The following is a 20,049-nucleotide window of genomic DNA, read 5'->3' on the forward strand; positions in this document are numbered from 1 at the left end:
TCGCTATCAAGTTGCCTGTTATTTTTAATAAGTCAGTCTTTAATTGTTGATTCGGGTGTTAAGTTGAGTCGAGGGAGTAACCAGTTTTCAAACCAACGCTTAGTAGTAGGATAATCAGTGGTGCTATGCATAAACGCTTGAGCAACTGTTAGCGTAGCTGCGTTGGTTTCCTCACTGCTACCTTCCTCGCCGCTATCTTCCTCACTGTTATTCTTTTCAATGCTATCAACCGATGTAGTAGGGTGTGGTTTATTTCGACAATGAATTGTTTGCGTAATAGATTCAGATTGACCATCATCGACGCTCATCAAGGTTTTAAACTGCTGCCAATTTAGCGCTTTATTTTGAGTGACTAACGCTTCAGCCATGACGGCCTGTTCATTATGTGGCCTGTCATCAGGCACTACTATGAGCGGCGTATCGTAATGATAAGCTTGCGCGACAGCATTTAGGCCACAGGCCATCATTAGATAATCGCTATGATAAATAAATGGTGTGACGTCATCTACCTCAGCTGAGATATCGACATAACATCGTTTGTCATCGTCTATAGGCCCGAGAGAGACAATTAATGCATTGGGTAGCAGTGAGCGCAACTCCGGTAGTTTTTCGTCAATCGCCTTGTGTCCACCGTAGCCTTTGATAACGGTAACAATAGGTATTGTAGCTTCGGACTTGTCTATTAATTGAGCTTCGATAGATGGTAGGTTTGTAGATTTAGGCGCAGAAATTTCGCCATCTACGCTTAATTTTTCCAAAATATCTATAAAGCTCTCATAAGTGTATGACTCGGTTTTTTGAGAGTAGATAAAGTCAAGATAGAGCGTTTTATCACAGACCCATTCGGATGTCTGGGCAGATTCTAACGCTTTAGGATAAGGTGCTAGTAAGGCAAGCGCGCCAGCAAAAGCACCTATATGTGGCGCATCGTCGCGAATACCAGGAAGCCTAACGTAAAGGTAAGGAATGCTTGCCGCACGGCAGAGCATGGCCACCTCGACGCTGACATCAATAATCATCAGATCAATCTTACATTGAAAGATAGTGTCTAATATTTGGTGACTGCGTTTTTGAATGTCACTATTGCCTACGGGCGAGTAGTGTAGGCTGGCTGGTTGCCAGTACTGTCCTGCACGACCTGCTAATATGTCGTCGGGTCGTTCATCTTCTGCATTCAAACGTACAATTTGTTGTTCATCAATAGCGGTAAAACGATAGCTATTTATATCTAAGCTCGTAAATACCGTTAATTGCGCTCTTGCATCATTAGGTAGCAATGCAGCCAGTTTGTCTGCCTGTCGGCAATGTCCTGAGCCGTGATGATGCGCATAATATCCGATAAGCATCATTACGACCCCTCAGAAAAGCTAACAAGATCATTATCAGTTTCAACTGGCGCTTGAATGGCTTGATTAAAAAATTGCAGGGAGTCTTTTGTAAAATCAGACAGCTCATAGCTGTTGATACTGTTGATATAACTTTCTGAATTATCTTTTATCAACGCAGTTCTATTTTTTAACGCTGCTTGATATAGTGCCAGATAGCCGTCTACCATGGCTGACACTGAACAAAACTGTAAAGCACGGTCACGGCAAGCTTGACGTGATATGTTTTTAATCGTAGCAAAGCCATTGATAAAGGCGGCTTTGTCTTTCTTAGGTACGATGACTCCTGTCTCTGGTGTAATAATTTCGGCACTGGCTCCAGCATCGAAACCAATGACTGGTGTGCCACATGCCAGACTCTCAGCTAAGGTCAGTCCGTATGGCTCGTCCCAAGTGCTGGTAAATAGCATGGCAGTTGCTTGGCACAAGTAATTATTAATCTCGTCCTTGGTGACATGACCTACATAACTGAATAGTTTCTCATCGCCACTCTTACTGTCTTTAAACAACAAAGGGGCTACTTTTTGATTGAAGTAGTCTTCGTTGCTTTTAGGTCCTGCAATGATAAGTTTTTTTCCAGCTTCCATGCAGTACCGCATGGCTAAGTGAGTGCCTTTTTCAGGGCAGATGCGACCATACCAAAAATATACCTCGTCATCGCTAGTAACATCATTGCCAAGGGATTCAGTATTGGCAACAAAGGATTCGACGTCGATACCGTTGTATACCACTTGTGAGGGGACAAATTCAGCAAACAACTGCTGTTGATGCTTACTGATCGCTGTAAACTGAGTGGTTGTACCAGCGCGCAGCGTCAAAAGTGCCAAACGTAACTGTGGAAAAATAGGCGTGTGAAAAGTGGTAAAAAACCTTTCGCCAAATGCTTGGCCTGTCATCATCGGAATGTGATGCAGACTGTGATTATGTACGATATCAATCTCACCGCGCTCATCACGTTCGATAATATCTCGTAAGGCTGTCTGATAAGTGAGATATTGGTACATCTCTTCACGGCCCATGGCGACCGTTTCATGCTCATTATCATAGACCATCTTATTAAACTCATGACGAGTCAATAATGGCACCAACGTTGCTTTCGTCTCGCTATCTTTATGAGCGTAAAGCAATACCTCATGACCTTGTGCCACCAATTCATCACAAATCAATTGGGTAATCATTTCTAGACCACCTGCATAAGGCTGGGCAATGGGATACAGTGAATGCGCAATAATGGCAATACGTAGCGGTGAATTCGAAGACCTAATCATGTTTTTAAGACCTTTATAGTTATAAGCATTATGGCTATAAGCGTTTTGGTTAGTAGAGTGGTGTATAGGGAACCTAGTATAGAAACGATAAAAGACAATAGAATGACCTTGGTTCAAAATTGGCTTATATAAACCGCAAGTTTTTACGAATCACTATCTTTATAAGTACTAGTTTTAGAAGTATTGATTCTTACGAGTCGATGGTTTTTTTATCTTTAAATAAAGACGTTGCATAAGATGTCGTGATAGTCGTCTTTTTTTCATGGGCTACCTTTAAAGTTTGTTTTAGAACCTTACTCATACTCGATATATCTGCTCGAGCATCAGCGAAATTATCTATTGCTACCTTGGCTGCGCTTAGTTTAAGAATACAAACTGCCGCTGCACACATAAACAGTACTGGCGAATAGAGCGGTGAAAATGGCGCTACAACTATGGCTGTAATGGTATTTAGTATCAGTAAAATTTTTGGTAACGCCGCTATATTCTTAAGGAATAATGACTGACGATTTTGGATATAGTTTTGTTTTGGCGTACAGACAAAAGGTTTCTCTCGTCCCCACAGCACCGGAAGCCATGATAAGGCACCAATCTCCCAAAAGTTTAAATGCATCAACCATGCACGTATTTTTCTACCAAAACGTGTCTGATGGTTGTCATCTACTTGTTGATTGAGAGGCGATTGATCACGGCAATATGCCCACAACCGTCTAAGGATGAAAAAGGCATAACCTGCATAAACCACATATAGAGGGGTAAGCATCGACATGTTAGCGTTATTTATTAAAAGCATATCAACCATCACCAGTAATGAGCAGATATGCAAAAGGATAAAGAACCCCGTGAAGTTTACCCAAGCACTTAATTGAGACAGATGAGCGCGTATATATGCTAAATGTTCACTCATACTTTTAGATTCCGAGACATACCGAACTGGAGAGTTGGTCGGAACTGAGAGGTAATCCGTGAGCACTTGCATATTGCCGTAGATCCAACGTCGGCGTTGACATATTAGGTCATCTAGTGTGTTAGGTAGTAAGCCTGTGGCAATAACTTCTGGCACAAACTGACTGCGAAAACCTTGTCGATGCATAAGCACGCCCATTTGAGCATCTTCAGTGATAGAAGCGCCTGACCAGCCTCCTATACTCAAAAGATCCGAGCGTCGAATGACGGCGTAAGTACCCGTTGATAAGGCGCGATTACGATTAAAAGGGCGGTACAGATGATGATTAAAATAGTGATTCAACTCGCTATGCGCATCCAGCTGTCCTTCATTACGATAAAACTGCGGAAACTGAAGTAGGGTATGCTCAGGATATTGGGCGATAGCCTGCATGATAGAGGCTCTAGCATGTGGTAATGCTTGGTAATCACTATCAACCACCACAATGTGACTACAGTCTGGACTCATCAACCCAAGTGCCAAGTTCAAAGCACCCGCTTTGAATCCTTCGACACGATCAATGTGATAAAAGTGGACATTTAACTTAGCGTCTAAGCTTTGGCAAAATGCTGCCAACGGCTCATATAACGACGTCTCTTTATTATTGTTATCGATAATCAATATCTCATCGCGTGCTTCTTTTACTGCTAATAACGACTTTATCGTGGCAATAACCAACTCTGGAGGCTCAGCTCGCGTCATCAATTGAAAACTGAGTGCTGCGCTAGTCAAAGCTTCTGGTGTGTTAGCAGTCATGTCTGGTCCTTAAGCATGTACAACAAGTGAAATTTATATAAAAAGAATGGGCCTATAGACAATGTAAGTACTTGTATCTTCAATCTTTTAATGAATACCAATGCATACTAATATAAAATTGAGTAAGGATTTAGTCGATAATTGTTGTGATAAATTAACTGTGTAAGTTGTATGTAATGTGACATAAAAACTTAGTAGTTTAATAACGTAAAAATAGGGCGTTTTTTGATTCAGAATGGGGTAGGTAGCTGTATTTTGCTTTTGAGTTATGGTAGTTAGTAAAAGGGTAAAACGAGGAAAGAAGACGAGGATAAAAAAGCAGGAAGGTTTGCATCATTACGTTGAAGCACGACTAAAATCGTAGTTAGTTTCAGAAGCTAACTACGTTAATAAGTTTGAGATTAGATTATTTATATTGACGTTTAGCTAGCTAGCTAGGTCTGACTAAATCAAATCAGTGCTAAGCCAGTGCTAAATGAGTGACACACCAGTTCCAGACAGCGTCGACAGTTGGTGTTGATGACGAACTCTTTTTGCGAACGAGATAATAATCTGGATCGACTGTTAACGTTGACTCGCTCACCTGAACCAACCTTCCTGCATTCAAATCCGCTTGTACAAAAGCCTGACAAGCAATCGCAACGCCTTGGCCTGCTAGCGCTGCATCTAAAGCCAAAGCGGTCTGGTTAAATACAGCGCCAGCTAGCTTACCTTTAGTACCAAAAAATCGTGGCCAATGTTGATGTGAGTCATGGAGCAATGGCATCTCTTGCAGCGCTTCTATTGACATGGGCAGTTCTCTATTGGCCATTAAGTGAGGGCTAGCTACGGCTACGAGCGTTTGTTTGAACAGCAGCTGAGTATCAAATGCCGCAGGGAATGGTGGGCGCGTCAGGCGTACCGCGATATCTACCTGATCACGATCAAAATCTGCAACGGACTCGGTCGCTACAGTACGCAACTCGACATCAGGGACCGCAGCAGTCAAAGCAGATAAGCGCGGCAATAATAGCTTAGTGGCAAAAGTCGGTGTCACGCTGATAGTGACAGTCTTAGGTTCTCTGAGTAGCTGAGCTGTTGCTTTATCCAAAATCTTAAAAGCGCGCGTAACTTCTGCAAAGTAAACAGAACCTTGGCTGGTGAGCGCCACGCCTCTTGGTAGTCTTTGAAACAAAGGAAAGCCGATATGCTCCTCTAACATTCTTACCTGCTGAGCGACCGCGCCTTGTGTCACAAACAGCTCATCCGCCGCCACCCGAAAATTAAGATGACGCCCTGCAGCCTCAAATGCGCGTAAGGCATTGAGCGGTGGCAACGTACGATGACTATTTGGCACTTTGTTTTCCTAGACTGTAGATTTTCTACAGTCTAGCATCTTTTATTATGATGTTAGGAATCTGATTTTATTGGTTATGATAAATGAAACGATAACTAATGGAGAAAGACAGATGAATAATATTACAACGACAAAAAAAGTGGCGCTTATCACAGCAGGCGGGTCAGGCATGGGTGCTGCCGCTGCTCGTAAACTTGCAGCTGATGGTTATTATGTCGCTATTTTATCTTCCTCTGGTAAAGGTGAGGCCTCGGCAAAGGAGCTGGGCGGCATTGGTGTTACTGGCTCCAACCTTATTAATGAAAATGTACAGCGCTTGGTTGATTCGGCGATGCAACAGTGGGGACGTATTGATGCGCTTGTAAACTCTGCTGGTCACGGCCCGCGTGCACCTATCTTGGACATCACTGATGAGGATTGGCATAAAGGGCTAGAGGTTTACTTTCTTAGTGCGGTACGTGCAATTCGTTTGGTCACGCCAATCATGGTGGCACAAGGTAGCGGTGCTATCGTCAATATATCTACCTCTTGGGTAACGCAGCCGACTGCGCTTTTTCCTACGTCAACGGCTTTTCGTGCCAGCCTTGGCGCTTTTACCAAGATTTTCTCAGATGATTATGCAGTAAAAGGTGTGCGTATTAATAATGTCTTGCCTGGCTGGATTGATAGCTTGCCTGAAGTCGATGAGCGACGTGAGAGCGTGCCGATGAGACGTTACGGTACCTCTGAAGAGGTCGCCTCAACGATTGCCTTTTTATTATCCGAAGCTGCCGGATATATCACTGGTCAGAATATACGGGTTGATGGTGGCGTCATTCGCTCTGTGTAACGAGTTAGTCAGTACAAGCCTATTGATACAAGATAGTTAATACCAGACTGTTAATACAAGCAATCAATAACACACTGTCGTTGCTAGCTGTTTGACAAAAGCAGCCCATCTATTTGTTAAGGCTAATGTTATGTTTCGAGCATATGCTGCACTGGTGCTCCTCGGTATCATCTGGGGGTCGAATTTTATTTTTATGAAATGGGCGACGGCTCTAATCAGCCCCTCACAAACCGTATTTTTACGCCTGCTATTTGGGTTTTTGCCATTGGTTGCCGTTGCTTGGCACAGCAAAGTAATTACTCGGGCGCAGTTACAGCATTTGCCACACTTTATAGTGATGTCAGTGCTCGCAACGTCTTTTTACTATTATGGATTTGTCGCAGGTACGGCGCTATTGCCCAGTAGCATTGCAGGTCTATTAAGTGGCTCAATCCCTATATTTACCTTTTTGGGCGCGGCGCTGTTCTTACCTGATGAGCGTCCGACCAAGCAAATGGCGATTGGACTTGCGCTAGGATTTGCTGGTATCGCATTAAGTGCGCGACCATGGCAAGGCGCTACTGGTGTCTCTCTCGTTGGCGTTTTGTGGATGTTGGCAGGATCTTTGAGTGTGGGTGCGTCTTTTGTATATGCGCGGCGCTATCTGTCTCCTTTGAGGTTGCCGCCACTGGCGTTAGCCACTTGGCAAGTGGGGTTAGCCGTCATAACGCTTTCGATACTCATCGATTTCGATGGTATAACCCAGCTGTCGACAGATACTAGGGCAATGTGGGGAACGATACTTGGTCTGGGTGCTTTGGGTACTGGCGCTGCTTTTTTGATTTATTATTTTATTATTGAGACGTTAGGTTCAGTGCGGGCTGCTGGTGCTACTTATATTGCTCCAGTCGTTGCTGTAATCATTGGCGCGTTAATTGGCGAGGACATCACCAGCTTAGAAATTATAGCGTTGGTACTGATTTTAAGTGGGGTCCTACTGATACAAACGGGTAGACAGACTTCAGGGTAGCGGGAAAGAGGGTAGACTGTTAAGAATACAATACGCGTACTTATAACAAGCTAGTCGATAATTTCATTCAAGCCTGTAGCTGCTACTAGAATTTTCGATACGCTTACAGCCCTAGCTCCATGACCAGAAACATGCCAACCATCAAATAACAGTCGATGGTCGTCGGCATGATTAACTCAATATTCTAATTATCTTACATTTTTCTATATTCAGATCAGCCTATATTTAAGCAGTAGCAGTGAAATGTTGGCTTAATTCCTGAATATGCTCAGGACCAATACCGCAGCAGCCGCCGATTAATGAAGCACCTTGTGCTTGCCACTTTTGTGCCCAGAGCAAATAGGCAGGCGGGGTCAAATCATCACGCACTTCATTAAGCGTATCATTTGCTGCGGCATTTTTTGGTTGCGGCGGGAAGGCATTGGCATAAGCGCCAAGTTTGATATGCTGCGCTTGTTTTGCCTGCAGTACAGTTTGCGCGACATCTAGTGCTTGTTCGATGACATCAGGTTGGCAGCAGTTAAAAAGTATCGCCTTGACATTGAGATTAGCCATCGTTGCCACAGCTTCCTCGACGGTTTCTCCTGAGCGCAGACGTGGTACATCGATATCCATACTGTCTTCTAAAGTAAAAGCTACCCATAGCGGTTTATTGTCTGTATCTAGCGTATTAAGTAGCTCACGAACAGCGATAGACTCGGCGATTAGACTCTGAGTCTCAGCGAGCCAAAAATCGACATATGGATTTAGACCTTTGATCAGTGGGGTAGCGATATCCTCTACGTGGTCAGCATCAAACAAGTCTGCACGGTAGGAGCCAAACAGTGGCGGGACAGAGCCAGCTACTTTGGTTGCTGCGCCTTCCAGCGTCACTGCTGCACGTGCCATTTCACCTGACGCTGCTGCCAAATCTTGTGCTTGCGCCGCAAAACGTTCCTCGCCGATATGAAAGGGTACTAGGGCGTAACTGTTGGTCGTAATGACTGCCGCGCCGCTCTTAATATAAGCACGGTGTACATCACGAACGAGCTCTGGCGCTTCTATCATTGCCAGTGCTGACCATTCAGGTTGACGAAATGGTGCACCGCGTTTCGCCAATTCTCGTCCCATGCCACCATCAATAATTGTGGTTGTATTTATTGGCATAACGAATCCTTCTTTATTGTGAGTAGACAAACCTGTAGAGGTGTTATTGTTAAAAATAGAATTATTTAAAGGAGCGAAATATTAGGCGTAATAAACGTCAGATGCAACCACAGGTTTGTTAGTAATGTTAATTCATGGTTCTAAACATTTGATTACATCATTTGAGTGTAAATATTTAATGAGGTATATAACGCTTTCTGGTAAGCACTAAAAGACAGGTAGCTAGATTTTTATATATTAATAATTTATACGGGGCTAGTACTAGATTTACAGGTATTAATAATCAATTGTTTACAATGGGTTGGTTTAGTGGAATATTATGGCATGTAATGTGTACCGTTTTATGGTGTCATCAATAACTAGAATAGTGCTACATAAAATATTATTTGTTTACAGGGGATAAAAAATGATGATTGAAGACATTATTGCTGGTATAGATGAAGGAGGGCCAAAAAGCTATTATGCTTTTGAAACCTTTGTTCAGCATCTTTTAAAGCACCACATTGAGAGTCAAGAAAAAAGATTCTTGATTTCTACTGATTCAATTAAATATGGCGATGCATATGCACCTGATGGATTTGATCAGTTTGATGGCCCAACAATAATAGAAGTGAAATTTAATCTAAGTAGAATGCCAGTAAAAATTTTCATAGAAAGGATGGTATATCGGCTTTTAAATGAATATACAGAAAATAATTTCAAAACTGTTCTCTTTATTTCTGCTAAACCCATATCGGAAAGATTTATCTTGCGCGTAGAAGATGAATTAAAGCGAGATAGCTTCCCCTTTAAAGTAATTTTTTGGGGCCCTGCTGAACTTAATAGAATTGCTTCTAAGAACAAAAAAGTGGTTAGTAAAATAGCAAATAACCTATTCGCTCTCAGGTTATCTTCAGCTATATCTAAGCCAATTAGAGATTGGAAGCAGGAGAGAGGAAGTATCGTTGAAAATCTTAAAAGTTGCTATAAAAAAGGACAATTTTCATTATTCTTAGGCGCAGGTGTTTCAAGTAGTGCTGGAATGCCTGATTGGAATACATTGTTAAACTCATTGTTTGTTACTTATTTTACTCAGGAGTTTGATAAAGATATCACAATGGGAGATGAAGATATTAGCGATCTTGTTAGTAGATTAAATAGTGTTGATGAGCCTTCAGCATTAATGGCTGCTAGATATCTCCGAAAAGGATTATCAAAGGGAGATGGTGATGCAAAAAAATTCATTGAAGCTGTAACAAAAAATCTTTACAAACTTAGAAATAGCGAGCTCTCAATAGATTCAGACTTAATAAAATCAATCGCTTCTATGTGTTTACCAAGACGTACAGGAGCAAAGGTGCAGTCAGTAATTACTTATAATTTTGATGATCTTCTTGAACGGCAACTAAGTAATAATTCAATCTTACATCGATGTATTTATACAGATAACGAAAGTTATGATCCTGATGAGCTTCCTATCTACCATGTTCACGGTTTTCTGCCAGAAGAGCGGAAATCATATGATGGATTAGATAACTCTACATTGGTATTTTCGGAAGAAGGCTACCATCAAATTTATTCAGATTCATACCATTGGTCAAATCTAGTGCAGCTTAATTCATTTAGAGAAAGTACTTGTCTCATGGTCGGATTATCAATGACCGATCCAAATTTGAGAAGACTACTCGAAATATCTTCTAAAAATATTGAAAGAAGTAAACACTTTGCATTTATGAAAAGGCTTTCTTCTAATGAGTTTTGCTATGAAATTGGAAAAGAAAAAAAGTCAAAAGTTATAAAAAATGTAGATGGAGCTGATAAGTTTTTAGAGCTTCATCATACTCTTAATGAAGAGCTTATGAAGGAGTTAGGGGTTACAGTTATATGGTACGAAACATATGATGATATTCCTAAAATACTTCGAGAGGTAACTAAACATGAAATTTATTAAGGTAATGTTATGAACAAGCTGCTAAACATAGCTTCTATATGAGATGCATTTAACCCATAAACGTAAAAGCAGACATCCTAGAATATCTGCTTTTTTTATTTCTATATTATGCTTCAAACAATTATTAAGCTTGAGGCTTGATTAAGTATTTCTCACCAGTCGCCTGTTTGCCATAAGCGGCGATTGATTTTAACTGTAGCGCTTCTTCTAGGGTCACTTCATGCGTATAGCTGCTCGCAAAGGTGGTGGTGATTTCTTCTGCCACGCGTTTGCGCATGGACTGAACCGTTTCACTACCAAGTTTGCCAAGTGCATTGAACAATAGGAATCCATTCACACCCCACGCAAAACCAAAGTTACGGTTTAAGGTGATCGGACCACGGTCTAAGGCGCCATAAATATAAGCTTGTTTAAAGGTATTTGAGCCATAGACGCTGTATTCTTCTACGTCACGAGTAATAGCTGCTTCCATACAGTTTAGAATATCGCTGGTGAGCTTACCGCCACCGATAGGGTCAAACGAAATCGTAGCGCCTGTTTCAGTAATCGCGGCGGTCAAATCAGCAAGGAACGTCTCGCTGCTTGAGTTCACCACATACTTTGCGCCCATATCGCGCAATAGCTTTTCTTGCGAGTCTTTACGGACGATATTCACCAAATCAACACCGTCTGCCATACAGATACGGTTTAGCATTTGACCAAGGCTAGAAGCGGCTGCTGCATGTACGATGGCTTTGTGGCCTTCAGCGCGCATGGTTTCGACCATTGCCAGTGAAGTGAGCGGGTTTACAAAAGACGATGCAGCCTCGGTAGCTGTCGTGCCGTCTTGCATTTCTATGCAGCTTCTTACATTGACACAGTGGTATTGACGATATGTACCGCCACCAATTACCGCAACCATTTTGCCCATGAGTGCTTGTGCGGCTTCTGATGAGCCTGCTGCGACGACTGTACCAGCGCCTTCGTTACCGACAGGCGTGTCTTTATTTACCCGCGTTTTGAGTGCTGGCATGAATTTCGCAGGCACATCAGCGGTAATGATCGGGCTGTCATCAGTGCCTGATTGTACAGCGGTTGACATATCAGCGGCGCTGAACATCACACCAAAATCAGAGGGGTTCAATGGCATGGCTTCCATGCGAACGACAACTTCGTCAGCACCGGGTTGCGGCATCTCGATGTCTTTTAAAGACAGGGTTAATTTGTTGTCATCACTGATGGTTGAAACCAGTTGTTTATTTTTATCGGTCATAAGATTTGCTCCTGCAAATAGTTGGATTTTTAGACCAATCCCTTTACGGCATTGGTCGTTCTTTAGGTTATTGAGCTTTAGTAATTTTCTTAATGTGGCTCATTTCTAGTAGCCACGTTGCCACAGGTTATTTAGCGTTTGCGGCTTGAATTAGAGCTTTAACGTGTTGCATAAATTCAGGCATGTTTGCTTGACTGTCTGCCTGAACACTTTTTGCAATGTCGGTTTCACTCATGGCTTTGTTCCATTCTTTCATGCCGTCCACTTCTGCCAGTACATCCCACTCAAGCTGAGTCGCGCCAAAAGCATTGACAATAGTGTTGACGTGATGCACATAGATGTCAGCCATGGTGAATTGCTCGCCTGCAATCCAAGGCGAAAATTGACATAAGCGATTCATGGCAATAATACCGCGGCCCAATACTTGACGGACTTCCTCTTTGACTGCGTTAGGTGCTTGTACGTCAGAAAATACATATGGAATTAGACGGCGGCTTGGTAGCTCAAAGTAAAGCTCTGCTATTTTCATAATCTGACGTACAGTCGCGCGTTCTGCTGCATCGGTAGGATATAGCGGCTTTTCAGGATACGTTTCTTCAAGGAAGTCACAAATCACGTTAGATTCCGACAGATTAAAACCGTCAGGCATGGTGATCGCAGGTACTTTACCCACTGGACTGACGGTTAGTAGATCATCACTACCAGCGTACAAAAGGTCCTCTTGGAACGGAATGCCCTTATATAAAAGAGCGTGTTTTACTATGTTGTAATAGTTGCTTGCAGCAAAGCCGTGCAAAGTAATCATAAGTCATTCTTCCATTGTTGACGTAAAAGTTATTTTTAATCGTGTTTTCATTGCAACGTTTAAGTTAAACACATTATTACTGGTTTTAATGTGGTTATATATAAGGAATAACGTGAATCACTATTGCTTTTAAGACAATAATAAAGCGAAAATACTTAAATATTCATCTAAATGGAGAGGTCAGTTGGATCAATTACGTGCCATCAAGTATTTTAGCAAAGTCGTAGAAACGGGCAGTTTTACTAAGGCGGCAAGTGCGTTCAATGTACCGCCATCCTCACTATCTAGACGGGTGTCTGATTTAGAAAAGAGTTTGGGCGCAACACTGTTAAAGCGCTCGACCCGAATTGTTAAATTGACCGAAGTAGGGCAGGTCTATTATAACGATATGCAGCAAGTACTAGATCAGCTCGAGCAAAGCAAAGAAACAGTACGCAGTTATCAAACGACACCAATGGGGCGGTTGCGCATCAGCTCTATGGTGGGTTTTGGTGAAAAAATACTGCTACCACTGTTGGATGAGTTTGGTGAGTTGTATCCAGAGATTGTGCTAGATGTTAGTCTCAGTGATGAGCTATCGGCATTAGGACGTGACGATGTCGATATTGCGATTCGCGGGGGTTATGCACCAAATGAGCGAGTGCTTGCCATTAGGCTCATGGACAATGGGTTTATTCCGGTTGCGTCGCCCAGTTATTTAGAGATGCATGGCGCACCCAATCATGTGATGGAATTAAAGGAACATAAAGGCCTATATTTCAAAGCGCCAAACGGGCCAACGCCCTGGCTTTGCTATGTCGACGATCAGTGGCATGATGTCTCAGGACCTGCAGTGGCAATTTCAAACAATGGACCATGGCTTGCCAAAAAGGCTTGTGATGGTGAAGGGATTTTGATGTCCACTCGATGGGCACTATCCTCATATCTTGAGTCAGGGGCATTGCAAGAAATTAAATTTGAGCATCCATTAGCAATCACGCAGCACGCTGATATGGCCGTATATCTGCTGTATCAAAAGCAGCGCTATCTAGTACCAAAAGTAAAAGCCGCCGTCGATTTCTTGGTTGAGAGGATAAGAGTAGGAAATATAAAATAATAGTCTAAGCAGAAATTTTATAATCAATTCATACTAGTTGGATTTTCTGCTAGTCTAATCCGCATAGGCGCGGGCTAAAATTCTCGAAATACTATACGTACGTGATAGTAAAGAATCGAATAATGGGCTAGCAAGAAAGTTGAGATCTCATGATAATAAGCGTAGTGGATTATCTGAAGACTTACGACCAGTTTTGCCATTAATCATTAATTGGTAGGCATCAAAATATAACAAGTAGCTGCTATGGGCTGCCACACGACTTACGCTCTGCAGCCCAAGAAACAAGCCCTAGGTGAATTAAAATGGAGTTGATATATGCTAGAAATTAGACCTAATTGTGAATGTTGTGATAAAGACTTAGTACCAGATTCTACCGAAGCAATGATTTGCACATACGAATGCACTTTTTGCGTCACATGTGTAAATGAAATACTAGAAAATGTATGCCCAAATTGTGGCGGTGGTTTTGTTCCTCGACCTATTCGACCTAAAATGGCTAGACGTATAGGTTTAAGTATTAACCATCAGCCTCCTTCAATTGAAAGAGTACATACCAAATATAGCATTGAAGAACTCAAAGAGTTCTCAGCAAAAGTTAAACACACAAAACCTGAAGATCGATGATTAATACATTTATATAACAAGCAGTTTAAACGGAAATAAAAAAGTTGGTTCGGCTGCGCTCAAAATGCTAACACATGTTTTTTGCAGTTTAACCCGGCGTTATGTTTCTAGGAGTTTTCTTTTATGGATTTGCGACCTACATCATAAGAAGAAGTTTTTTAAGACTTGCTTACAATAGGTTTTATGATCTTGCCGATGAAATAATTGAAGACTCATTTTGGGAACAAGAAGACTGGTATCGTTTTAGCAAGGTGATTAACCTATTTTCAGGTTATGCTTCACTACACATTTATGCCAGATAATACTAAGAACTTATGACTGCGTTACCACCAACTACTATTCATACTGAACTGACCGCCCACACTTGAACAGTATGAATATTTACTTCTATTTTAGTTGTGCAAAACAGAATGACCTGACGTTTTAACGCCTTCTACATTAGGAGATGCTCGTTAAAAGCTCTATTTAGCTTGCCCAAGATCCTCTAAGATAGCGCACTCTGCATTATCGTCGCCCGCGCAATGATCAAAAGAATTCTGTAGCGAATTGACCATCTCCTGCAATTGGGCAATTTTTTGGTTTAGCGTTTCGATATGCTCTTGTGTCAGTTGCTTAACATCTGCACTCTGACGGTTGGCATTTTTGCGCAGATATAGTAACTCTTTCATTTGCTTGGATGAGAATCCTAAGTCACGAGAATGTCTTAAAAAGCATAAGTCGTCAATATCGTCTTTAGAATACAAGCGATAACCTGAGTTCGAGCGATTTACTGTTTCTAGCAAGCCAATCTGCTCATAGTAACGAATCATTTTGGTAGAGATGCCGGATTGCTTTGATGCTTGACCAATATTCATATTTATCATCCTAACCTAAAAAGGGACTTAAATAACAAAAGGGTTTAAATAACCTGTGTATTTAAACCCTATATGGATATCCTTTACGATTCTATATTTACTCTGTAATGACGGGTACTTTGAAATACTTCAAGCGTAACGCATTACCTAAGACAAAAACAGAAGATAGTGCCATTGCGCCTGCCGCAAAAATGGGTGAGAGCAGGATACCAAATGCTGGATACAAGACACCTGCAGCAATCGGAATCAAGGCGACATTATAAATAAATGCCCAAGCCAAATTTTGTCTGATATTACTGATGGTGGCTTTACTCAAGGCAATTGCAGTAGGCACACCTTGCAGACTACCTGACATTAGCACCACTTCGGCCGCCTCAATCGCAACGTCTGTGCCTGTACCAATGGCCAGTCCAACATCAGATTGAGCCAATGCAGGGGCATCATTGATACCGTCACCAACAAATGCCACTCGGCCATATTGTTCTTGCAACTGGCGTATCGCATCCACTTTGCCTTCGGGTAATACTTCTGCCACTACCTGATCGATATTTAATTTTTCGGCAATCGCTTGGGCGGTATGGCGATTATCACCTGTAATCATGGCCACTTTTAAGCCTAACTGATGTAGTGCGGCAATGGCGGCATGAGTCGTCTCTTTAATAGGATCTGCAACGGCGATGATAGCGGCTAACTGCTGGTCAATAGAGACATAGAGTGGGGTTTTACCTTCTTGCCCCAAACGTAGCGCATCTTGCTCAAAAGGAGCAACATCAAGCCCCAATTGCTGCATGTAACGATCCGCGCCAATATGAATCACTTGGCCTGCCACGTTTGCTTGAATACCCAAACCTGTCATCGCTTCAAAGTCAGTGATAGGCAGCAGTTGAATATTCTGTTGTTCTGCGGCTTGTACAATGGCTAAGGCAATGGGATGCTCAGATTTTGCTTCAACCGATGCCACCACACGTAGGATTTGTTCTTTTTCAAATCCTTGTTGAACTTGAAAATCTGTCAACGTAGGTTTGCCTTCAGTCAATGTGCCTGTTTTATCAACGGCCACCACGCTCACGTCCTGAAGCATTTGTAGCGCTTCGCCTTTACGGAATAGCACACCTAACTCTGCACCGCGACCCGTGCCGACCATAATAGAGGTGGGGGTAGCTAATCCCATTGCACAAGGGCAGGCCACAATGAGCACGGCAACCGCATTGATTAAACCAAAGGTTAAGGCAGGGTCAGGGCCAAAAATCAACCAAACTATAAAGGTCAATGCTGATAAAAACATCACCGCTGGTACAAACCACATGGTGACTTTATCCACCAATGCTTGAATCGGTAATTTAGAGCCTTGGGCTTGTTCTACCATACGAATGATTTGCGCTAATACAGAATCTTCACCAATGGCCGTTGCCCGAATATTCACGGTACCGTTTTGATTGATAGTACCTCCAACCACTTGATCGCCTGCTTGTTTTTTCACAGGAACAGGTTCACCCGTAATCATCGATTCATCAATATAACTGTGACCGTCAACCACCTCACCATCGATAGGTACACGCTCACCTGGACGGATTTCAACTATCATTTTTGCGGTGACATCTTCTACAGAGACTTCAATGACTTTACCATCTTGCTGAACACGGGCGGTCTTTGCCTGCATGCCTACTAAATGCTGAATGGCCCCCGAAGTACGCCCCTTGGCTTTTGCTTCAAAATAACGACCTAATAATATCAAGCTCACAATCATGGCAGCGGCTTCGTAATAGACGTGCACCGTGCCTTCAGGTAACGCTTGCGGGATAAAGGTCGCTATGAGGGAAAAGCCATACGCTGCGATCGTACCAATCGCCACTAGCGAATTCATATCTGGCGCAAAACGCAATAAGGCTGGCACGCCTTTCTGATAAAAGCGTCGGCCTGGAAAGAGTAATACCAATGTGGTCAAGACAAACTGTATCAGCCAACTTTGCTGAGTGCCGAGGTTATTCACCACCCACATATGAAAAGCGGGAATCATATGCGAGCCCATTGCTAGAATGAATACAGGCAGTGACAACAGCGCAGAAAGGCCCAAATCTCGTTTAAGCTGATTTTGCTCCGATGCTTTCTTATCTTGTCGATCACTTTGGTCTTGTTCTACCAGTTTGGCCTCGTAGCCCGCTTTTTTAACGGCCTCAATTAAGTCGCTCGTTTGTATTTGAGCATCGCCTTTAATCCAAGCGCGTTCAGTCGCAAGGTTTACTGTGACTTGTTGCACGCCAGCGACTTTTGCCAAGGATTTTTCTACTCGTCCAACGCAAGAGGCACAGCTCATGCCTTCTATAGATAGCTCGATAGGCTTGGTTTCAGTCACCTTATAGCCTGCGCGCTCTACCGCTTTGTTTAACTGAGCTACATCTAAAGGCTGAGATGAGTAAACAGTCGCCTGTTCAGTGGCAAGATTTACCTCGGCGTTTTCAACGTGCTCAATGTTTTTTAATTGTTTTTCGATACGCCCGACGCAAGATGCGCAACTCATGCCTTCAATGCTCAGCACTTCATGATAAGTAGGGGCTTTAGTATTTTTTGTTTTCATAACAACCTCTGTCGTTTTTAACTATATTTTTAATCTTATTTTCAAATCTATAGTGACAGCATATAGGTTGACATCATGGTAAGGTCAAGCGTATTTCTATAATACTTTTAAACCCGTTTATAGTAGCGTCTTATATTTATCGTTGAATACAAAATAGCTCAATTATGGTTTATTGTTGAAGGTGTGGCGGCATTAATTCTAAAATAGGGCAGGATAAATGGCTGATAATAAGATAAACTGCCCAGCGAGCGCTGATAGGGTTCGATAGCTCTCGATAGCTCTCGATCAATTCACTGTATTTGGCTACTAGCGAATAAAACATCAATAATAATAAACGCTGCTAACAATGACAGAGTACGCCGTCAACAGCAGGTGATATCAGCACCGTTAACACAAAACATTTATACAAGACCATTGATATTAAGGCACATCACTATGGAAGAAGTACCAAATACGATAGAACAAAGACCCGTATTCATGCCCAAAGTCAACAGTGACAATTTGGTAAAAACGGATATGGTTATGTTTGAGCGACATGTGGGATTTGCGACCAGACAAAAGAAAAAATCCATCAATGACTTACAGCAAGTCATTCGCAAAAAGTATGGATTTAAGCACGTGTTAGAGCTGTCTAGTAAATCTGGTAATAAGCTAAGCTTTCCTCTAAGCCCGTTTAGTTTAAAGATTACCGATGAGCATGATGGCAATCCATATAGTGTCGAAAATGCTTTTCAAGCCAGTATGGTTTTTGAAGATGGTGGTCCTTACACGGATTTGCTAACAGTAGCGCCAAGACAAGCCCGAAAGGATGAGCGATTGATGACCTCGGGCGAGCTCATTGGCTACAATTACTTTGGTATGGAGTGGGGAGTAGAGCCGTTAACGACGTTTTATGACTGGCTGTACGTGAATGCTCTAAAGCAAAACCCTCAACTACATGAGGAAGTGATTCAATATCAAGGGTTTACTGATATTACTTTCAATCCTAAAAAATCTATCCATAGTGCAGCGTATGCGTTGGCGCTGTTTGTGGCACTGCATAAAAGAGAATTGCTCGATAATGTTGAAGAACCAATGGCATTCTATGACTTATGCAATAATTTTAAAATCAGCAATACTGAACACCTGTTAGAAGAAGGTTGGGTCTAATAGTTAAGTCAGCGCTCGCTTAAGTTTGCTTAAACCAAAAGCTACGATGCATTATGTATCGTGGCTTTTTTATTTCTCTATGTTTAAAGCTATATATTCTCATCCCAATACGGCGGCGTGCCATAGTAGTTGGTCATAAAATCGATGAAGCATCTGACTTTGTGAGGTAGTAGTTTTCTATGGGCATAGACGGCATACAATCCCAAAGGGTCAGGTTCATATTCGGGCAGTACTATGTCCAACTTGCCAGTACTTAATGCTTCGCTAGCAATAAAAGTCGGCTGTAGTATCAATCCTCCGCCTGCAATAGCTGCTTCAACGAGTACGTCGCCATTATTACTATGGAAAACGCTACGTTCTTTGAATTGTTTGGTCTTTAGGTATTTGTAGATTTGACCCTTAGTTTCAACATTCATATAGCTATAATGCAAATAGCGATGCGATTCTAAATCCTCAAGTTGCTTAGGGGTGCCATGAGTTTTGAGGTACTTGGGCGAAGCGCATAATACCACGCGAATCGGAGCAATCTGCTTAGCGATAAGTGACGAGCTTTGGAGCTGTCCGATACGCAGGGCAATATCAAACCCTTCTTCAACGATATCTACTTTTCGATCACTCAACTGCAGATCAACGGTAACTGATGGATAGCGCTCCTGAAAATCAGTGATGAGTTTTGCCATATGCTTTAGGGCAAAGGAGACGGGCGCACTGATCCGCAGGACGCCTTTAGGGTGCTGCTGTAAGCCGCCTAATTGCGATGCCATCTCATCAATACTCAATAAAATCTGCTGTGCATGCGTAAAGTATTGACTGCCAGCTTCAGTCAGGCTGACTTTGCGTGTAGTACGGTTGAGCAGGCGAGTATGTAGTTCCTCCTCTAACTTTGCCACATACTTGCTTACTAGCTGCGGCGAGAGCTGCATCGTAATAGCCGCTTTACTAAAACTGCCTTCTGTTACTACCGCGACAAAAGCGCGCATGGCATCGATTCTATCCATATCTGTCCCTATCATTCTCTCGATATCAAATCCATTATAAACAGTATGTTGATAATTATTCAATATAACTGAGCTTACTCTTTTATAGCGT

16 protein-coding genes are annotated in these 20,049 nt (G+C 42.4%); 6 read left to right on the forward strand and 10 right to left on the reverse strand.

Annotated elements, in window-relative coordinates; translation table 11 throughout:
* Nucleotides 1-32 precede the first annotated feature (32 nt).
* From IEE84_RS06265 to IEE84_RS06280, 4 genes are all read right to left on the reverse strand, one after another.
* Nucleotides 33-1,349 carry a hypothetical protein gene (locus tag IEE84_RS06265; RefSeq protein ID WP_191115265.1) on the reverse strand — a complete coding sequence of 439 codons (1,317 nt, stop codon included), beginning with the start codon at nucleotides 1,347-1,349 and terminating at the stop codon, nucleotides 33-35.
* Complete coding sequence (locus IEE84_RS06270) at nucleotides 1,349-2,653, reverse strand: glycosyltransferase (protein ID WP_191115266.1); 1,305 nt, start codon at nucleotides 2,651-2,653, stop codon at nucleotides 1,349-1,351. The genes IEE84_RS06265 and IEE84_RS06270 overlap by 1 nt, the downstream gene beginning before the upstream one ends.
* 190 nt (nucleotides 2,654-2,843) lie before the next feature.
* Nucleotides 2,844-4,355, reverse strand: coding sequence for a glycosyltransferase family 2 protein (locus IEE84_RS06275; RefSeq protein ID WP_191115267.1), 1,512 nt, complete (start codon nucleotides 4,353-4,355; stop codon nucleotides 2,844-2,846).
* A 460-nt stretch (nucleotides 4,356-4,815) separates the two neighbouring features.
* Complete coding sequence (locus tag IEE84_RS06280) at nucleotides 4,816-5,691, reverse strand: LysR substrate-binding domain-containing protein (RefSeq protein ID WP_191115268.1); 876 nt, start codon at nucleotides 5,689-5,691, stop codon at nucleotides 4,816-4,818.
* Between the two features lie 112 nt (nucleotides 5,692-5,803).
* On the opposite strand from IEE84_RS06280, the gene IEE84_RS06285 reads away from it, so the two are divergent.
* Both IEE84_RS06285 and IEE84_RS06290 read left to right on the forward strand, forming a co-directional pair.
* Nucleotides 5,804-6,520 (forward strand): SDR family oxidoreductase, encoded by a 717-nt coding sequence (locus tag IEE84_RS06285; RefSeq protein WP_191115269.1) that lies wholly within the window; start codon nucleotides 5,804-5,806, stop codon nucleotides 6,518-6,520.
* A gap of 130 nt (nucleotides 6,521-6,650) precedes the next feature.
* On the forward strand, nucleotides 6,651-7,529 hold the full coding sequence (locus IEE84_RS06290) for a DMT family transporter (protein ID WP_191115270.1): 879 nt from the start codon (nucleotides 6,651-6,653) through the stop codon (nucleotides 7,527-7,529).
* Nucleotides 7,530-7,754: 225 nt separating this feature from the next.
* Here IEE84_RS06290 and IEE84_RS06295 read toward each other — a convergent pair whose 3' ends face one another.
* The gene (locus IEE84_RS06295; protein ID WP_191115271.1) at nucleotides 7,755-8,675 is read right to left on the reverse strand and encodes a homocysteine S-methyltransferase family protein; all 921 of its coding nucleotides are present in this window, start codon (nucleotides 8,673-8,675) and stop codon (nucleotides 7,755-7,757) included.
* Nucleotides 8,676-9,081: 406 nt separating this feature from the next.
* Between IEE84_RS06295 and IEE84_RS06300 the strand changes: the two genes are divergently transcribed.
* Nucleotides 9,082-10,605: an SIR2 family protein gene (locus IEE84_RS06300; protein WP_191115272.1), complete on the forward strand. Its 1,524-nt coding sequence runs from the start codon at nucleotides 9,082-9,084 to the stop codon at nucleotides 10,603-10,605.
* 124 nt (nucleotides 10,606-10,729) lie between these two features.
* Here IEE84_RS06300 and IEE84_RS06305 read toward each other — a convergent pair whose 3' ends face one another.
* Together IEE84_RS06305 and IEE84_RS06310 are read right to left on the reverse strand one after the other, a co-directional pair.
* Nucleotides 10,730-11,857, reverse strand: a complete 1,128-nt coding sequence (locus IEE84_RS06305) for a zinc-binding dehydrogenase (protein ID WP_191115273.1) — start codon at nucleotides 11,855-11,857, stop codon at nucleotides 10,730-10,732.
* Between the two features lie 127 nt (nucleotides 11,858-11,984).
* Entirely contained in the window at nucleotides 11,985-12,662 is a 678-nt protein-coding gene (locus IEE84_RS06310) for a glutathione S-transferase family protein (protein ID WP_191115274.1), read from the reverse strand.
* Between the two features lie 184 nt (nucleotides 12,663-12,846).
* Between IEE84_RS06310 and IEE84_RS06315 the strand changes: the two genes are divergently transcribed.
* Both IEE84_RS06315 and IEE84_RS06320 read left to right on the forward strand, forming a co-directional pair.
* The gene (locus IEE84_RS06315) at nucleotides 12,847-13,758 is read left to right on the forward strand and encodes a LysR family transcriptional regulator (RefSeq protein ID WP_191115275.1); all 912 of its coding nucleotides are present in this window, start codon (nucleotides 12,847-12,849) and stop codon (nucleotides 13,756-13,758) included.
* A 315-nt stretch (nucleotides 13,759-14,073) separates the two neighbouring features.
* Entirely contained in the window at nucleotides 14,074-14,382 is a 309-nt protein-coding gene (locus IEE84_RS06320; RefSeq protein ID WP_101204529.1) for a DUF1272 domain-containing protein, read from the forward strand.
* Nucleotides 14,383-14,843: 461 nt separating this feature from the next.
* Here the strand turns inward: IEE84_RS06320 and cueR are convergent, their stop codons facing one another.
* The gene (cueR, locus tag IEE84_RS06325; RefSeq protein ID WP_191115276.1) at nucleotides 14,844-15,236 is read right to left on the reverse strand and encodes a Cu(I)-responsive transcriptional regulator; all 393 of its coding nucleotides are present in this window, start codon (nucleotides 15,234-15,236) and stop codon (nucleotides 14,844-14,846) included.
* A 97-nt stretch (nucleotides 15,237-15,333) separates the two neighbouring features.
* Nucleotides 15,334-17,811, reverse strand: coding sequence for a heavy metal translocating P-type ATPase (locus IEE84_RS06330; protein WP_191115277.1), 2,478 nt, complete (start codon nucleotides 17,809-17,811; stop codon nucleotides 15,334-15,336).
* Nucleotides 17,812-18,246: 435 nt separating this feature from the next.
* Here IEE84_RS06330 and IEE84_RS06335 point away from each other — a divergent pair, with 435 nt between their 5' ends.
* Nucleotides 18,247-18,960 (forward strand): DarT1-associated NADAR antitoxin family protein, encoded by a 714-nt coding sequence (locus IEE84_RS06335; protein ID WP_191115278.1) that lies wholly within the window; start codon nucleotides 18,247-18,249, stop codon nucleotides 18,958-18,960.
* Between the two features lie 89 nt (nucleotides 18,961-19,049).
* Here IEE84_RS06335 and IEE84_RS06340 read toward each other — a convergent pair whose 3' ends face one another.
* On the reverse strand, nucleotides 19,050-19,958 hold the full coding sequence (locus IEE84_RS06340; RefSeq protein WP_191115279.1) for a LysR family transcriptional regulator: 909 nt from the start codon (nucleotides 19,956-19,958) through the stop codon (nucleotides 19,050-19,052).
* Between the last annotated feature and the right edge of the window lie 91 nt (nucleotides 19,959-20,049).

The organism is Psychrobacter sp. 28M-43, assembly GCF_014770435.1.
Lineage (GTDB): Bacteria > Pseudomonadota > Gammaproteobacteria > Pseudomonadales > Moraxellaceae > Psychrobacter.

Bases quoted from the DNA above. Each gene is read 5' to 3' on its own strand.
- IEE84_RS06340 (WP_191115279.1), bottom strand. From the start codon at position 19,958: ATGGATAGAATCGATGCCATGCGCGCTTTTGTCGCGGTAGTAACAGAA.
- IEE84_RS06265 (WP_191115265.1), bottom strand. From the start codon at position 1,349: ATGATGCTTATCGGATATTATGCGCATCATCACGGCTCAGGACATTGC.
- IEE84_RS06310 (WP_191115274.1), bottom strand. From the start codon at position 12,662: ATGATTACTTTGCACGGCTTTGCTGCAAGCAACTATTACAACATAGTA.
- IEE84_RS06320 (WP_101204529.1), top strand. From the start codon at position 14,074: ATGCTAGAAATTAGACCTAATTGTGAATGTTGTGATAAAGACTTAGTA.
- IEE84_RS06275 (WP_191115267.1), bottom strand. From the start codon at position 4,355: ATGACTGCTAACACACCAGAAGCTTTGACTAGCGCAGCACTCAGTTTT.
- IEE84_RS06270 (WP_191115266.1), bottom strand. From the start codon at position 2,653: ATGATTAGGTCTTCGAATTCACCGCTACGTATTGCCATTATTGCGCAT.
- IEE84_RS06330 (WP_191115277.1), bottom strand. From the start codon at position 17,811: ATGAAAACAAAAAATACTAAAGCCCCTACTTATCATGAAGTGCTGAGC.
- IEE84_RS06285 (WP_191115269.1), top strand. From the start codon at position 5,804: ATGAATAATATTACAACGACAAAAAAAGTGGCGCTTATCACAGCAGGC.
- IEE84_RS06305 (WP_191115273.1), bottom strand. From the start codon at position 11,857: ATGACCGATAAAAATAAACAACTGGTTTCAACCATCAGTGATGACAAC.
- IEE84_RS06335 (WP_191115278.1), top strand. From the start codon at position 18,247: ATGGAAGAAGTACCAAATACGATAGAACAAAGACCCGTATTCATGCCC.
- IEE84_RS06300 (WP_191115272.1), top strand. From the start codon at position 9,082: ATGATGATTGAAGACATTATTGCTGGTATAGATGAAGGAGGGCCAAAA.
- cueR (WP_191115276.1), bottom strand. From the start codon at position 15,236: ATGAATATTGGTCAAGCATCAAAGCAATCCGGCATCTCTACCAAAATG.
- IEE84_RS06290 (WP_191115270.1), top strand. From the start codon at position 6,651: ATGTTTCGAGCATATGCTGCACTGGTGCTCCTCGGTATCATCTGGGGG.
- IEE84_RS06295 (WP_191115271.1), bottom strand. From the start codon at position 8,675: ATGCCAATAAATACAACCACAATTATTGATGGTGGCATGGGACGAGAA.